The following is a 14,366-nucleotide window of genomic DNA, read 5'->3' on the forward strand; positions in this document are numbered from 1 at the left end:
CAAATGGCTTGCCAAACGCGACCACCACTCCCACTGGCCACAACCCGAACACAGCCCCCAAATCCGCCTTCAAACACTTAACTGAACGGTATTGGGCTTAGCCTGAATCCACCGCTCTCGTCCTGGTCGTTTCCGCCTCCGTAGCCGAGCCAGACGAGCGAGACCGGAACGACCTCGACTCCACCGACGGTGACCGAGGCGCCGTAGTTGTGCGTGACGCCGAAATCCTGGAACGACTCTGCGATCTTTTCAACGAGGTATGCCATGCGCCAGACACCAGTCGGAACGCCTATACTGCGAAACCCGTCTCGGTGTGCCTTCCTCCAGCGGCGACTTCTGCGAATGGTGCAAAAGATCCCAGGGCGGGACGCTCGCCTCCCCTCACATCACCGCCGCTCGCGAAATCGGACGTCTTTGCGAGCCGGGCAACCCCTTTCCCCAAAATCAGGATCACAACCGCGGTGCTGAGAAAAATGGTGAGCGGGCTCAGGTCGACTGAGCGGGCTGCGCCAGCAACCAGGCTGCCGATGACCACGAACAGAGAAAACACCCCGTGGGAGCGGGTGATGATGCGGCTACCCGTTTGCTGCTCAGCACGGCCCGCAAGAGAGTTGATGGCGACATCTGACGCACCGGAGGCAACACCCAATAGGAGCATCGAGATGGATGCTGAGACGAAGTTGTGCGCGGTCGCTCCAACGATTGTGGCCGCGACAGCGAGGGAAATCAGCATGATGCCGGCGACCCATACGCCCCACCGATTGACCGCGCGGCCGGAAAGGAGCATTGCCGGCAGTGCACCGACACCAATGAAGAGCAAAACGGTCCTGAACTCCGCATCGGTGAGAAAAGCCTGGCTGCGAAAAGCGGGAAGTAGCACACCCCATGTTCCCCAGAACAGCCCGAACGCCGCGAAGGCCACGTACGAAGCCCGCGTCAAAATCAGCATCATCCCGCTCTGCTGCCTTATTGACAGAAACAGAGCGATACAGACTGAAAACAATTGGTCTCGACGGAACCGGCGGAAGATGTTGCTCTTCAAGTTGGATTTCCGCTTTTCTTCGGAATGGAACAGCGGCACTGCTGCCCGTAAGCGGGACCTTCAACGCGGCGGATCGAAGGTCGATTCGCCTGAGAACCGAGCGTGCCGACGCTGTGTCACATGGGAACCTTCAATGGGAACGCCACGCTCTCCCATACCCCGTCCAACCTTCCTACGATCGGGATTGAGTCCAGTCCCCGACGGTGAAGGAAATCGTCAGCGGGAGTTCAACGGCTGACGGGTCAATTTTCGTGGGCTGGGGGTTGTTGCTCGCTGGGTTCTGAACAGTGCGGAGCATCATGAAGAACTCTGGTCGTGTCCGAAGTTTTTTTGATCGGCGGCCAATGCGGTTTCGACGATTGCCCTTAGCCGGTTCCGTGCTCTGTGGTAGCGGCTCCGGGCGGTGGTCGCTCGAAGGCGAAGGAGGCGGCCCGCATCAACGAGGGTGAATCCGTCACAGTGAACCAGCATGATGATTTCGCGATCCGACACCGACAGTTCAGCAATCGCGGAAACGACGGCTTCGAGACGATCATCGTCGGGGGTAGCTCGAAGTCTCCCGTCCAGGGCGCCCGAGTTGGGAAGGATCGACATTTCATCGCGGAGACGATCGGCGAGGGCGAGTCGGCGCGACAGTCCTCGGCGGTGGGTGACGAGCACGTTTCGGGCGATCCCGAACATCCACATCCGCCCTTCATCGTCGTTGTCAGGTATCGACCGTGCACGGCGCCACAACACAAGCAAAGTGTCTCCAAGGAGATCGGCTGCGTCTGCTTGCGGGGACACTCGACGTGAGAAGTACGCAAGGAGGTTCCCCGCCTCCGCCCGCACCAGCGTCTCTACCCGTAGTCGAAGTCCGTGTTCAGCAACCGCCGCCAATTCGGGACGAGCGACCCGTCGTGCGACAGAGACTCGGTTAGCTCCGGCGCTCATTCGCCTTGGGGACTGCATGACATGGACGAACCATTGAAGATGACATCGGTTGTGTCCGCAGGCCCGCGTTGAAGGCCAGGCAGCACCTTGGCGGCCTTCTCAAACAGCGCTGCAGACACGAGAACGCCCAACCGGGTGGTCGCTGTGTTGGATTGCGTCGCTTTCGCTCGGGCCGAGTCGAAGAGACCCTGGCCGAAACCGGTCCAGTCACTCACCTTGATGAAACGTTCGATCTCGGAATCCGCCGCCGCGTCGAGGTTGCGGAATTCCATGAACGCCAGGCATCGCACTTCGTGACCGTCCGACTCGACGTAATCAACCGGGATCGCAGTGGTCGTGCGCTGGGTGCCGTCTTCGATGCTTTGGAACGGAGGGATACCCATTTGAGCCGCCACAACGCTGGCGCCGGCAGTCAGAAGTATCGCCCCAGCCGCAACTCCTCCCCACACCAGGCTTCGTGACCAGGTCCTTCGCGCAGCCTTACGCGGTCGCGAGTGTTCCCTCGTGGCGTCCACCAGGTTGCTCACCTCGGTGGATACGCTGCTGGCCAACGGCGTCGTTGCCCGGCCGAGCAGCTCGTCCAGTTCCTTGTCGTCCATGGTCTTCCTCCTAATAACCCTCTTCACTTAGGTAATGACCAGCACGAGTCAAAGTGTTGCTGTCAACGTCGGGTGAATTTTGACCCCGTATCGTCGTTTGAATATTGACCCTTCGGGTTGGTTTTCGTGCGGTGTGATGAGTTATTTGTGGGGTGCCACTGGTGTTGCGGCGAGGAGCTCGCGGCGTGAGCGGGTGCGGTAAGAGTCGCCGGTGAGGGTGAGGACCTCGGCGTGGTGGACGAGCCGGTCGATCATTGCGGCGGCGACGATGTCGTCGGAGAAGATCTCGCCCCACCGCCCGAACGGCATGTTCGAGGTGACCAAGATGGCGCCTTGTTCGTATCGGGCGGCGACGAGTTGGAAGAACAGGTTCGCCGCGTCGTGGTCGAAGGGAATGTAGCCGACCTCGTCGATGATCAGCAGCTTGTAACGGCGCAGCCGTGTGAGTTCTTTCTCGAGGCGCCCGGCTGCGTGAGCGGCAGTGAGGCGGCTGATCCAGTTCGTCGCCGTATCGAACAGGACTGAGTGACCGGCTTGGATCGCTTTGATGCCGAGCCCGATCGCGAGGTGTGTTTTGCCCACTCCGGGAGGTCCGAGGAGGACCACGTTGTCGGCTTTAACCACCCACGTTGTCGTCGCAAGGTGGGCAAGAATGTCTCGGCGCAGGGACGGCTGATGGTCGGTGTTGAAGTCCTCCAGTGTTTTGATTTGCGGGAAGTGGGCGCCGGCGATCCGCAGGGCGGTGCCGTTGGCTTCCCGGTCGGCGACCTGGCGTTGCAGCACGGTGGCGAGGTAGTCCTCATGTGACCAGCCCTGGTCGCGGGCCTGGCTCGCGAGCTCTTCCCAGCAGCGCCCGATCGTTGGGGTTTTCAACACTCGTGCCAGGTAGGCCATCGTCGACACCAGCTCCCGCTGACCGGAGATTGTTGGTGCTGTGTTGACGGCGCTGAGGGTGTCGGTGCTTGCGGTGGTGTCGTTCATCAGGACGTCGCTTTCTGAGTGGTCGTGCTCGAGCTAGTGGTGGTGAAGTCGGAGCCGAACAGGGTGTCGTAATCGGTTAGTGCACGCAGCGTGACCCGATGCCCGTCAGCATGGTGGCGGGAGGCTCGTTCGCGGGCAAGTTTGTCGGCAGCGAAGCCTGCCCGCAGAGTTTTCGCAACCGCAACGTGGGCCGGATCGGTGATCGTGACCCGTTTCGCCCAACACCGCACGTGAGAGCCGACCGGGTCGCCGTTGCACGTCATGATCACCTGCGACTCGGTGGCGTGAACGTCGATGAACCGGCCGATCGCCCGCGGATCGACGGAGTAATCAACCGAGTCGATACGGACGTAATAGTCACGGGCCAGACGCACTCGAGTGCGCAACCCCATCACCGGTTCCACCGGCGGCAGAGCACCCATCGCCGCCCGGTCACCCGCTAACGCGTCGACTGGTCGTTGCCCGGTCGAGCGAATCAGTCGGCTATTTGCTCGCAGCAACCAGCCATCGAGTTGGGTATTGAAATCCGTTGGCGAGGTGAACGACCGGCCGGGAAGGAACGATGTTTCCAAGAACCCGTTGTTGCGTTCGACGAGGCCTTTGAACTCCGGATCCCGGGCTGGTGCCAGCTGGATACGAGTCCCCAACGTTCCCGCGAACCCAGCCGCAGGCACGCTCACCCGACCGGTCCCACCGATCGCGGACTCCCGATCCCAGATCAGCGTCTTCGGCACTGCGCCGAGCCTCGAGAGCACCGACCACATTCCGGCCAACAAATCCCCGGCCTGACGAGAGGGAATCATCCGTGCACTCTGAAACCGTGAGAAACCAAGGGTCATCACCAACACCGGCAACATCAACAACTGCGCATGCCCGACCGGGATCCGAGGCTCCGGGAACCACAAATCGTATTGCATGATCTCGCCCGGCAGATAAGTGATCCGGTCGGCCGGATCGACCCCGGCATACTCGGGACGGATCTGCCTAATCCGGTCCTTCAACGTCGTGATCAAGTACTCCCAGCCGATCCGCTCCGCGATCACCGTCGCTGGCATCCGCGGGAACTGGACTAACAGTTTCCGCACATCGATCTCGACCGCGTCAACCAACGACCCTCGAGATCCACGCTCATACTTCGGCGGCCGATCCGACGCCAACGCCGCCCGCACCGTGTTCCTCGCCACCCCCAACAAACGAGAAATCTCCTTGATCGGAATATTCTCCGACCGATGCAAACGACGAATCTCGGCCCAGTTCTCCACTGTTATCACCCTCCAAGGGTCTTACGGAGGGGTCACAATTCAACCGACGCCACAGGGTCAGTATTCACGCGTCGTCGACAGTTGCACCCTCGTGAGGTTTAATTACGGATAGACCAGCACCTGGAGCGAGACATCCCAGTTGTACACGGCCAGCCACCCGCAAGCCGGACGGGCAGCGGACGCGATTCCGTTCCCTCGCGGAAGCGCTCCCAGGAGCACTTTTCGACCGATTAGACCACCCGTAAGCCGAACGACCACCGGGCGGCAATATGCGCCGGTACCAGAGCAGTCGCGAGGCCGCTTTTCGCCAAACGAGGGTTGCCCGTAAGCAACCTCCTGCGGGACCCGTTGTAAGCTCCGAAGTTCAATTCAATCGGGATTCAAGTCAATCCCGGTGGGCGTGCCCGGTGCCAGATTACGAATGTGAGGATGACGTTCACGGCTCCCAAGGCCACAATCATCCAGCCAAATTGACTGCCGCGTACTAGGAACGAAATTCCGAGTGCGATCAACACCGTGCCGGAAACTATGCCGAGGACTAGCGCTCGACGGCGTCCCCGACTCGCCTTGCCCAACTGTCTGTCGCGCATAATCACGAGCCTAGTTCAATTCCAGAACTCCAGAACCAAGCTTCCGATCGATAGTGCGCTGTCCCTTTCTGCGCGCTAACCATCCCGTAAGCGGAACTATCACCGGGCACTTTCTCGGCCTGAATTCTATCTTTCCACCAAGAAGAACGTGGCAGAAAATCCGGGACGATTCACGGTGTACGTGGACAACGCGCGCTCCGAACCACTTGTCCTCGATGTACGAACCGTCCCAGCCCTCAGGCAGGACGAGCCTGCCGTTCGGGCCGCTCCCGACACCTGCCCGTCCCCGCACAGCAGATCCGAGGGGACTTGCGACCACGGCAAGATTCTCATCGTCAAGGAGAACGAGTTAGCAGGGAGAAACCAACAGCCTCCCCGTGCGCAGCAAACGTTCTCTCGCTACAGAGCACGACCGTATCGCCAGATCACCTCGGATCACGTTGAATAATCGGGATAAAACGGGGTTGGCAAGATAAACCGGGGTGCCGCGCTGATGCTGGCGTAGTTTGGCCTGCTGGGCGGCTCGATCGGCGAGCCAGTGACCCCTGATCGGCCCGATCAACGGCCCGCTTCCCAGCCCGGTTCGCGACAGTGCTCCCGCACGGATGGGCGGGAGCGAGGTGGGAGATTATTTCAAGTGACGAGCCGCAGTGATTTGGATCGAAGAATCAGTATGTTAATCACGACGTAAATGGCCGCCTGCCATGCGAGCGTTGTCAGAATTCCTGCGGATTGTGCCGATGCTCCTGCGACGAGCTGACCCAGTGGTGCTGCGGCGAAAGCAAAGGACCCAAATGCTCCCCATACGCGGCCTTGCTGCTGGCTGGGAATAAAACGCTGAACCGTTACCGCGATGATGGGGTTGAGCGGCCCACTCGCAAGGCCGATCCCCGTGACGATGACAGCGCACCAGAAGAAATTCGGGCCAAACGCTAGCGCCGCCCTGAGCAGCGCTATTGCACCGAACGCGAGGGCGAATATTCGATAGCTCGTCACTCGTCGTAGTCTCGTGAGGGGGTCGTAAATGAACGTGCCAGCGAGAGCACCTCCACCAAAGCAAACGAGTAACACGGCAGCCAAAGTCGTGTCGCCCAGGACCTGGTTCGCATACGCCGGCAACAACACGCTTGATAACGGTTCGTCAAGAAAGTTCGTTGCCACAACTATCGAGGCAATGGCGAAGATTACCGCGCTAGATCGGATTACAGATAAGCCTCCCAAAGCGGACTGAACGGTTTCTCGAATACCTGCCGACTTCGGGGTGCGTGTTGCCGAAACGCGAAGCAGGCTGATGAGGATTGCAGAGAGCGCAAAAGATAGTCCGTCAAAATACAAGGCTGCCGCAGGCGAAAAGATCAACGCGATCACACCAGTGATGGCCGGTCCCGCAAGTAGCCCCAGTCGCGGCGCGGCAAAAAATAGGGAGTTGTATCGTGCACTAACCGTTTCACCGTCAGAGCTCGCGATATTACCCAGCAAAACCATTCGGGCTGTTTCCCCGGGACTGTCGAAGCAGGAACGGAGTGCAATCAAAACAAAAAGGACCGAGAGAGGGAGTGCATGAAATGACTGCAAGAAAGGAACCAAGCAAACCGTCACAGCTGCCAGGATGTCCGAGAGAACACTCACCCTTTTTGCGCCAAATCGGTCTATGAGGGTCCCGCCCACGATTCCGACGATAATCAGCGGCAATGAGCCGGCAAATCCTGCGATCCCGGCATTAGCGGCGCTGCCTGTCGTTTGGAGTACAAAAAGTGGAATCGCGGTTATTGTCACGCCCGTTCCCAAATATGCAAAATATTGGGCCGACATGAGGACTTTGGGCGCGGCCTTTAAAGAGCTCATCGTTCGCCCCTCCCAGATCGTGCGAGTGCGTACAGGCACGCTACGATCTGTTCGATCGACAGGTGAGATACGCCCGGAAGGCGTATGTTTCGCTTCTCGCGGACCGCGGCGCGAAGCGGGCGCTCAAGGATGCTTTTTATCCGCGCCGTGAGGTGCCCGGCCAGGGCGTAAATTCTGATTGCGAGGCGCAAGGGTACTAGGCCTTTCATTAAATGCTCATGGCCCCTGTAATCAGGGAGTTCCTTGAGACAGCTGGCAAGCGGATTCCAGGCTAAGCGCCGAGAAATTCCAGGGTGTTCTCCGATACCGCTCAGGTACGGCGGCTATGGCGGCGCTGTCTGAGGCGTGAGCACTCACTGGCCAAAATTCCATGGCAACTGAGCAGCTTCTCAAGCAGGTCTTGCACTTCGGATTTTTCTGTGCTGATCCGTTTGCCGGTTGGCTGTTTTTGTGAGATCTCAAGCAATTCGAGACTTGTCTCAAGGTTATCGAGACTTTTGAGTCCTTTTCCCTACGAACTCGTGGGTCTTGTCTGAGCGGCGTCCTCTCGACGCTCCGCTCCCTGTTTCCTCAAGCACCCCTCGCGAAGGACGCGCTCACCCGCGCCACCCATGGACCCCACAAGGGCCAATAATCACTCAGCGAGAGCATTGTCATAGTCACCGACGGTTCCGATCGATGGCGTGGCGCCGATCTCGGCCAATCGTTCGCCGTATCGAATCGCTGAGCGCCGTCGGTTCGCGCCGGTGACGGGTCGAATCGGACGTGGAGAGCGAGCCAAGGCGTCGGAGAGTTCACCACGCTGAAGTAGATCGCAGAGCGCCCGCATCGCCTCTGTTAGGTTCGCTAGCACCTCGCTTCGGTGCACCGAAGCGAGGTGGTTGCGAACCTGACGGCCCCTGTAAAACTGCTATTCAGCCTCACTCAAAATGGCGTTCTCGGAGCTATCCTGGCAGGCAAGCCGCGGGTTCAGGCTATTGAGCATCGGCAACAACACCGACTCTCACCCACGGACATTGAGCAACTGGGCACTCGCTACAACGAGACGAAGAACATGCGCCAAGTTGCGCGTGAGTTTGGGATCTCGAGAACCACAGTCAGGTCCCATCTTGGATTGCTTGGCGTGAGAGTTCGAGCATCAAAACCCATGAGCGAACTGCAGAAGCAGAAGGCTCGTGACATGTGGGCCGATGGTATGACGAGCACACAGATCGGCAAGAAGCTTGAGTTCAGCCATCACACGATTTTGAGAGCAGTTCGCCCGAAGAGCTAGTCGTGTTCGGGACGCCAACCGTTGAGATACTTGTCGACGAGATCGACGACCTCGTCAGGCTGGCCCTTCACCCGAATCTTGTCCACTGCTGAACGGATTGCCTCTTCATCACCGAAAATCGTCAACAAGACTTCCCAGCCGAGAACGGCCGTCGTTTTTGCGACGCGACTGTCGAACGACTGAGATCGAGTGTGCGACATTGCCGACGTGAAAACTGCGCGGATAAGCCGCTTGTTCGATTCCTCCCTTAGAGGAGCGTTTCCGACTTCTTTCGCGAGCATTAGATAGACGCGAATTGCATTCCACTCCTTGTCTGGTTTGGCAGGAGGATTCTGTTGAACACGCCCGAAGAAATCCTTCTCGATGCTCTTCGCAAACTTCTCGCTGACGACGTCAGAACCGACATCCTTTTTACGACCCACCAGCTCAATGAGATCAAGCTGCGACGAGTAGGTCGTGACGTTCGGCAAAATCTGGGTTACTGCCGACTCGCGACCGTCCTCGTCCGCAATTGAATTCAGGAGACGAAGGACTACTCGCGAGACAGCAATCTCCGGACGGTTGATATCGAACATCCCACGAGATGCGCGCTTTGGAATGTCGGGAATGAGGTTCAGCAAGACGACCGAGCCTGCTACAACCATGTCTGATGTGTAGAGACGTTGATATGCCTCGAGCGCACCAAGAACGTCTTCAAGAATCCCTCGGTCTAGACCGCGGAAGTAGCGATCAAGCTTCTTCCCGTCACCGAGAAGAGGAAATGCCTCTTCGGCTGCTCGAAACGCGTCGAGTTCGGGGGGCGGTGTCCGTGTGAAATAGAGCGACAAGAAGTCGATATGAGCTAGGAGATGCTTTCGACGCCACTCCTGCTGAGAGTCGTACCCATAGGACGTGTTGTTCGTGTATCGCTGTGCGGCGGGGAACACTCGTCGAACTAGGTTGCGGAAAAGTGGCGCCTCGTCACCAAGGTCTTTCATGAGCTGGTCGACGATGGCCTTGTTGCCCTCGCGACGAGGATCGTCATACTCATTGACCGCTGTCAGGATCGATTGAATCCCTGACAAGCGAGTGAACACGTCGGGGCGAAACACCCGAATCGCTTCCATGGCGAGAATGTCGGTGATTTCGACTTGATTACCTAAGAAATCAACAGCTGGCAAGGCGGACACCGCAAAACGCGAGACGTCTCGCATGTTCCCGATCAGAGGATCGATCACCTCGTAGTAGACGTCAGGCCAGCGCTCTTGGTCGAAGTACTCCTCGGGGGTGTCCTTGATAACTCGATCGAGTTCCTCGAATACCTGCGATCGTAAGTGCATTTATGCAATCTCAGGCACGTCGAAGCTCAACTGAATGATCTTCTCTAGATAGGCACGACCAGGCACATTTTCTTCATCGAGCGCCTTCTCTACTCGGTCTCGATCGAAGGCGAGCGTGTAGATCACATTCGGGAAGTTGCCTGTCAGTCGAACTAGCTTGAAGATCTCGCGAATCTCGGGGGTCGTCAGCCGGTCGATGTCGTCAATGACAACAACAATCGGCTGATCCAACTTCTTCAACGTGTCGACGATGCTGTTGCGGATTCCGTGAATATCAGACTGGGCTGCCCTCTTCTTGGCGACAGCGCCGCCCAGTATCCTCCTGAGCAAACCAGCCAGGATACCCGCGCCAGGAATCGGTATGAAGTTGGCAAGCGGCGAAAGCGCATCTGCATACTTGTCGAGCCCCGCAGCAATGGCATCAAACCGGTTGCCGCCTTTCAGCTTGAGCTCGGCACCAATCTGCGAGAAGAAGAGGCTGACGAGTTGGTCTGAACCAGAGAACATCCATGGATTGAAGTCAACAACGACTATCTCGGGCTTCTCCGCGAAGCCCTCACGCATGAGATTTATGAAAGAGCTCTTGCCGAAACCCCACGGGCCTTGAATGCCGACCACCAGGCCCTTGGACGCATCAAGCTTTCGAATACTGCGAACTAGGCTCCTAGCAGACGGCGCTCGTCGCAAATCATCGTCATCCGAAGAGAGGATTGGTGAATCCATAGATGGCCTGGCGCCTTGTGATTGATCCTTTTCACTCATATAAATACTGATCTTTCTTCAATTATCTCACTTTCGCTAGCAGTCAGCAATGGCGAGTGCCAATGAAAGTGCGTGGTAGGGACGATAACGGTAGTCGGGTTCGAGGATCATTTAGGGTTCAACGAAAAACAGAGGTCGATTTAGGCAATCGGCCCCTGTTACCTGATTAATTCTCATTTAGTGCCCCTGGAGGGACTCGAACCCCCAACCGTTTCGTTGGGGCGATCAACGGGCTACAGCCGCCGAATCGGCCATATTTGCCCGGAATTCCGGGAAATATCCGGATTTGAAAAGGACGCAACTGTCACCATTGAGTGACGTTCTAGCGGCATTTGGCCCTATTTTCGTGGGATATTCGTGGGTTGTGGTCGTCCTAGCGGCCCGATCTTCGATGCAAGGTTTCACCGATTGTGCGAAGGCGCGATTGGGCCATTCCCATGTCTCATCTATCCTGAGGGCGCGGAGTCCGCTCGGGATGATCGCCACCCCCTCTTAGCGCTCCGCACGCGTTATTCGAACCAAGATCAAAAGATTCAGGCTCCACCGGATCAGTAGACCCTACCTATCCCTACACGATCCTAAAGTGCCCAGTTTTTACATGGATTTCCAGATGGCTGCGGGCTCTGTAGGATTTGGTGTAGATCGCAGAGGGCGCGAATTATCGAGCACTTATCGAGCACTTTCTGGCAGGCTCTGCTGCGAGCAGTCGACCCGATCCCTTCCGTTGGCTCGACCGTCAATCCGCTGACCACTCCCCCGGCTCGACCAACGGCCCGTTCCCCGATCCGCCTCGCGGCAGTACGCTCGCCGCATGGAAGAGCACGACGCTAAGCGGCGGTTGAAGATCGTGACAGAGGGCGATCCGGTCGTCGAGCCGGATCTTGATTGGGATGACCAGGGGATCGACGCGTTAGCCGGTATTGATGACTTCCTCACCGTCGGCATCGACGGCGACGCCGCTCGCGACCTGTTCGCGATCCTCCCGAACCGCGAACACCGGCTGCCGACGATGACCGCCTCGCGAACCGGGCCGGCGCACTGGGTCGCGGAACTGCCCGACCGGGTCGCGGCGGACTCGATCGTGAACCGCCTTGCGAACCATGCCAGGATCAACAACCTTGGCCAGATCGACATGCGCCGACAGCGCAACGAACAAGCCCGCGCCCACGAGACCTACTGGGAGTGACACCACAGCGGCCCGGGTCGAGTATCCGGGCCATCACTACCTCGGCAGAACATTGATTCCAACTGTTCAGACTGGCGCTACCGTCAAGGGCAACCCGCCAACGGTGATGGATGAAGGGCCGTGGTCCGCACTCGACACGGTGTTGAGTGACATTAGATCGACAAGGCGACGCACCCGCGTATCGAGGACAGTTAGTGGCGACCTCGTGGCCGATCCAGAATCCGAATCCGGCGTTGGCCTTTCGCGAGAGCAAAAAGTTACTTGACTGCGCTCCCAGCGGGGCGAGTAGAAGAGCTGCGAGCATCGCAACGCCGCGGTGCGTATGTTGGCGAGCGGAGGGGTTCAGCGGGTGAACAGGCCGAACTGGAACAGATGGACGGCTACCCAGACCAGCAATGCAAAGATTCCGAAAACGACCGCAAGCGCGGATACGCTTCGACGCAGTCGCCGACCCTGAGGGGCAACGCCCGGCGGCGGACGCAGCAGATACGGTGCGGATACTGCAGCGCTGGTCGCCGCGCCAGCCGCCGCCGGGCTGGACGCCTCCGTGGCGCTGCTCGTTCCGGCGAGACGGTCGTCCCGCCAGCGCTCCCACTGGGCGAACTTCACCTCAAGGGCAGAGACGATGGAGAAGATCCACTGCCAGGTCGCCTCGTCGAGCGTCGACAGATCGCGTCGGCCGTAGAGCAGTAACCGGTTGTCGACGATCTCCACGTCGAGGGCCGCGGCGTTGTCGATGAAGCGAGCCATGATGTCCGGCGTGAACAGGTACAGCGCGTCCGCCTCGTAGCCGACGGGGCAGTACAGCGCGAAATGCTGGTCGAAGTCGCCTTCCAGCCGCAGGCGCTGATTCTTGGCGAGGGTCGAGGGTAGGTCCGATCCGAGAAACAAGTTGTTGCTCGTCGCATCGAGCACGATATTCGGGAGGCTGTTTTTGAGGCCGATCGTAATGTAGCCCCACCGGTGTGTGCGACGGTGCTGGCTGGATCCGGTCGAGTAGCGGTAATTCGCGACCTCCAGCGAACGCGCCGGGTCGCGCACGACATCCATCGACATCCGGTCCCCGCCTCGCCCGAAGATCATGCCGGAGTACCCCGGATCGTGCACCTGAGGCAGATATTCCAAGCCGCTCGCCTGCGCGAAGCGGGCAAGGCGAAACCAGCGTCGCCCGCGTGCACGGTGCGATGACACACCGGCACCGATCACCAAGCCAACGACCGCGATGAGCACGAGCCCGACGGTCACCGAGCCACCCACCCCACCAGGGTCACCGCTAATGTCGGAAACTACAGCCGTCATCACCACCACGGCCGCGATCACCACCGCAAGCGACACCCCGATGGCGATCCAGCCGATGGTACGCATACTCGTTTTGACGACTGGCCAGGCCCCCGAGCGCCGAAGGCCGGCAAGGTAATCGCGCAGGGCCGCCGGGGTGATCGGCTCGGTGAACGCGGAGACCTGCACTGTCGTCGGCCGTCCGATTCCGGTCATTTATTGTGCCCCGCCGATTCTTTTTTGCCCTCCGGTGTCGAGAGCACATCCCTGGTGTGGAGCATAGCTTCGGTTTATGCTCCGCTCGCACACATTGTCCGAACACGTTTCATACACAGCCCTGCTTGTTGCTCATGCCCCTCGATCGGGGTATCGATCCGGGCGAACACGTTCTGTAAGGTCGAGGAATGTTCTCCTACGTCGAAGGTGGGGCCGACTCGGGATTAGCGGTGGTCAGCGCCAGCACAGTGGTGCTGTTGGCGCGGGCTGCGGGTACCGAGATTGCCACCGAACTGTATCGCGTACTGGAGGTGGGCGGCGAAGGCCTGGACCGCGCTATGGACTTGCTGGACGATCGCGCGCCCGGGATAGCGGCGGCAATCGTGGAGGTGCGCGATGCCTTACTCAGCCTGCTACGACTCGTAACGCGCGGACTCCTCATCCCGACAGCAGTGCACTTCGCCCTCGACTTCTTCTGAAGATCTAAGGGCGTGAGCGACCACGCCCCTGGCGGTTCCATCACCCGCATCACGGCTTATGCGAAACGGCCGACGGGATGGCCGTAAGCGGAACCTCGACCGGGCACTTCCTCGGCCTGAATCCTGTCTTTGTCAGAACGAACGCGGCGCAGAATTCGAGACGACCAACCTATTCGTTTGCGCTGAGCTGGGTGTCGTAATGGGTGGTCTCGCCTACAGTCCAAACCACTACTAGGTACGACAGATGCAGGCTATTTTTCACCCAGGCGATATCCTTCGACGGAATCCCTTCCGCTGTCGTTCCTCGATCATTTTCCCCAATTTTCGTCCACCCGTCCGCGGCAAGGGTCTGGGAAAAGTAGGCAAGTACCTCTAGCCGGGTGTGAATGGTGGTGGCTGATTTTCCGGTAACGGCAACGGCGCCCTTACTGACGTAGTTCCCGGGCCTTCCGTTGTAATCGTAGGGATCAACGCCAGTGCTGCCGGGGTAAACCAAGCCGGATTCCGGCTGCAGGTGCAAACTGTTGACGTCGTATCCACCGGGGACCGCGCACCCCGTCAGCACAAACAGGCTGAGACCAAGAACACTCAGCCCCGAAAC

Annotated in this window: 14 protein-coding genes and 1 pseudogene; 4 read left to right on the forward strand and 11 right to left on the reverse strand. The window is 59.0% G+C overall.

The features are described from left to right. Positions 1–77: 77 nt before the first annotated feature. From RCH11_RS17660 to RCH11_RS17690, 7 genes are all read right to left on the reverse strand, one after another. Positions 78–266: a hypothetical protein gene (locus RCH11_RS17660; RefSeq protein ID WP_327058336.1), complete on the reverse strand. Its 189-nt coding sequence runs from the start codon at positions 264–266 to the stop codon at positions 78–80. Positions 267–289: 23 nt separating this feature from the next. Beyond that, the gene (locus tag RCH11_RS17665) at positions 290–952 is read right to left on the reverse strand and encodes a hypothetical protein (protein WP_327058337.1); all 663 of its coding nucleotides are present in this window, start codon (positions 950–952) and stop codon (positions 290–292) included. 387 nt (positions 953–1,339) lie between these two features. Continuing rightward, positions 1,340–1,993, reverse strand: a complete 654-nt coding sequence (locus tag RCH11_RS17670; protein ID WP_327058338.1) for an RNA polymerase sigma factor — start codon at positions 1,991–1,993, stop codon at positions 1,340–1,342. After that, positions 1,972–2,574 carry a hypothetical protein gene (locus tag RCH11_RS17675; RefSeq protein WP_327058339.1) on the reverse strand — a complete coding sequence of 201 codons (603 nt, stop codon included), beginning with the start codon at positions 2,572–2,574 and terminating at the stop codon, positions 1,972–1,974. Before RCH11_RS17675 ends, RCH11_RS17670 begins: the two co-directional genes overlap by 22 nt. Positions 2,575–2,715: 141 nt before the next feature. Beyond that, positions 2,716–3,555 (reverse strand): IS21-like element helper ATPase IstB, encoded by an 840-nt coding sequence (istB, locus tag RCH11_RS17680; RefSeq protein ID WP_327058340.1) that lies wholly within the window; start codon positions 3,553–3,555, stop codon positions 2,716–2,718. Further along, complete coding sequence (gene istA / locus RCH11_RS17685; protein WP_327058341.1) at positions 3,555–4,826, reverse strand: IS21 family transposase; 1,272 nt, start codon at positions 4,824–4,826, stop codon at positions 3,555–3,557. Before istA ends, istB begins: the two co-directional genes overlap by 1 nt. 1,214 nt (positions 4,827–6,040) lie before the next feature. Next, a complete protein-coding gene (locus RCH11_RS17690) occupies positions 6,041–7,252 on the reverse strand; it encodes an MFS transporter (protein WP_327058342.1) in 1,212 nt (403 codons plus the stop codon). Positions 7,253–8,129: 877 nt separating this feature from the next. On the opposite strand from RCH11_RS17690, the pseudogene RCH11_RS18260 reads away from it, so the two are divergent. Together RCH11_RS18260 and RCH11_RS17695 are read left to right on the forward strand one after the other, a co-directional pair. Then, positions 8,130–8,339 (forward strand): annotated as a pseudogene (locus RCH11_RS18260) (hypothetical protein); the annotation flags it as partial. A 60-nt stretch (positions 8,340–8,399) separates the two neighbouring features. Further along, complete coding sequence (locus RCH11_RS17695) at positions 8,400–8,525, forward strand: hypothetical protein (RefSeq protein ID WP_327058343.1); 126 nt, start codon at positions 8,400–8,402, stop codon at positions 8,523–8,525. On the opposite strand, the gene RCH11_RS17700 is transcribed toward RCH11_RS17695, so the two are convergent. After that, entirely contained in the window at positions 8,522–9,844 is a 1,323-nt protein-coding gene (locus RCH11_RS17700; RefSeq protein WP_327058344.1) for a hypothetical protein, read from the reverse strand. The genes RCH11_RS17695 and RCH11_RS17700 overlap by 4 nt on opposite strands. Next, a complete protein-coding gene (locus RCH11_RS17705; protein WP_327058345.1) occupies positions 9,845–10,606 on the reverse strand; it encodes a KAP family P-loop NTPase fold protein in 762 nt (253 codons plus the stop codon). A gap of 811 nt (positions 10,607–11,417) precedes the next feature. On the opposite strand from RCH11_RS17705, the gene RCH11_RS17710 reads away from it, so the two are divergent. Further along, a complete protein-coding gene (locus RCH11_RS17710; RefSeq protein WP_327058346.1) occupies positions 11,418–11,792 on the forward strand; it encodes an ATP-binding protein in 375 nt (124 codons plus the stop codon). 342 nt (positions 11,793–12,134) lie between these two features. On the opposite strand, the gene RCH11_RS17715 is transcribed toward RCH11_RS17710, so the two are convergent. After that, positions 12,135–13,286 (reverse strand): hypothetical protein, encoded by a 1,152-nt coding sequence (locus tag RCH11_RS17715; RefSeq protein ID WP_327058347.1) that lies wholly within the window; start codon positions 13,284–13,286, stop codon positions 12,135–12,137. A gap of 188 nt (positions 13,287–13,474) precedes the next feature. Here RCH11_RS17715 and RCH11_RS17720 point away from each other — a divergent pair, with 188 nt between their 5' ends. Continuing rightward, positions 13,475–13,765, forward strand: coding sequence for a hypothetical protein (locus RCH11_RS17720; protein WP_327058348.1), 291 nt, complete (start codon positions 13,475–13,477; stop codon positions 13,763–13,765). Positions 13,766–13,934: 169 nt separating this feature from the next. Here RCH11_RS17720 and RCH11_RS17725 read toward each other — a convergent pair. Beyond that, on the reverse strand, positions 13,935–14,366 hold a 432-nt coding region (locus RCH11_RS17725; protein WP_327058349.1), incomplete at its 5' end, for a hypothetical protein.

The organism is Glaciihabitans sp. GrIS 2.15, from assembly GCF_035984695.1.
Classification (GTDB): domain Bacteria; phylum Actinomycetota; class Actinomycetes; order Actinomycetales; family Microbacteriaceae; genus Lacisediminihabitans.

Excerpts from the sequence above, each read along its gene's own strand:
- RCH11_RS17660 (WP_327058336.1), bottom strand. The coding sequence starts at position 266 with ATGGCATACCTCGTTGAAAAGATCGCAGAGTCGTTCCAGGATTTCGGC.
- RCH11_RS17665 (WP_327058337.1), bottom strand. The coding sequence starts at position 952 with ATGATGCTGATTTTGACGCGGGCTTCGTACGTGGCCTTCGCGGCGTTC.
- RCH11_RS17670 (WP_327058338.1), bottom strand. The coding sequence starts at position 1,993 with ATGCAGTCCCCAAGGCGAATGAGCGCCGGAGCTAACCGAGTCTCTGTC.
- RCH11_RS17675 (WP_327058339.1), bottom strand. The coding sequence starts at position 2,574 with ATGGACGACAAGGAACTGGACGAGCTGCTCGGCCGGGCAACGACGCCG.
- istB (WP_327058340.1), bottom strand. The coding sequence starts at position 3,555 with ATGAACGACACCACCGCAAGCACCGACACCCTCAGCGCCGTCAACACA.
- RCH11_RS17690 (WP_327058342.1), bottom strand. The coding sequence starts at position 7,252 with ATGAGCTCTTTAAAGGCCGCGCCCAAAGTCCTCATGTCGGCCCAATAT.
- RCH11_RS17695 (WP_327058343.1), top strand. The coding sequence starts at position 8,400 with ATGAGCGAACTGCAGAAGCAGAAGGCTCGTGACATGTGGGCCGATGGT.
- RCH11_RS17700 (WP_327058344.1), bottom strand. The coding sequence starts at position 9,844 with ATGCACTTACGATCGCAGGTATTCGAGGAACTCGATCGAGTTATCAAG.
- RCH11_RS17705 (WP_327058345.1), bottom strand. The coding sequence starts at position 10,606 with ATGAGTGAAAAGGATCAATCACAAGGCGCCAGGCCATCTATGGATTCA.
- RCH11_RS17710 (WP_327058346.1), top strand. The coding sequence starts at position 11,418 with ATGGAAGAGCACGACGCTAAGCGGCGGTTGAAGATCGTGACAGAGGGC.
- RCH11_RS17715 (WP_327058347.1), bottom strand. The coding sequence starts at position 13,286 with ATGACCGGAATCGGACGGCCGACGACAGTGCAGGTCTCCGCGTTCACC.
- RCH11_RS17720 (WP_327058348.1), top strand. The coding sequence starts at position 13,475 with ATGTTCTCCTACGTCGAAGGTGGGGCCGACTCGGGATTAGCGGTGGTC.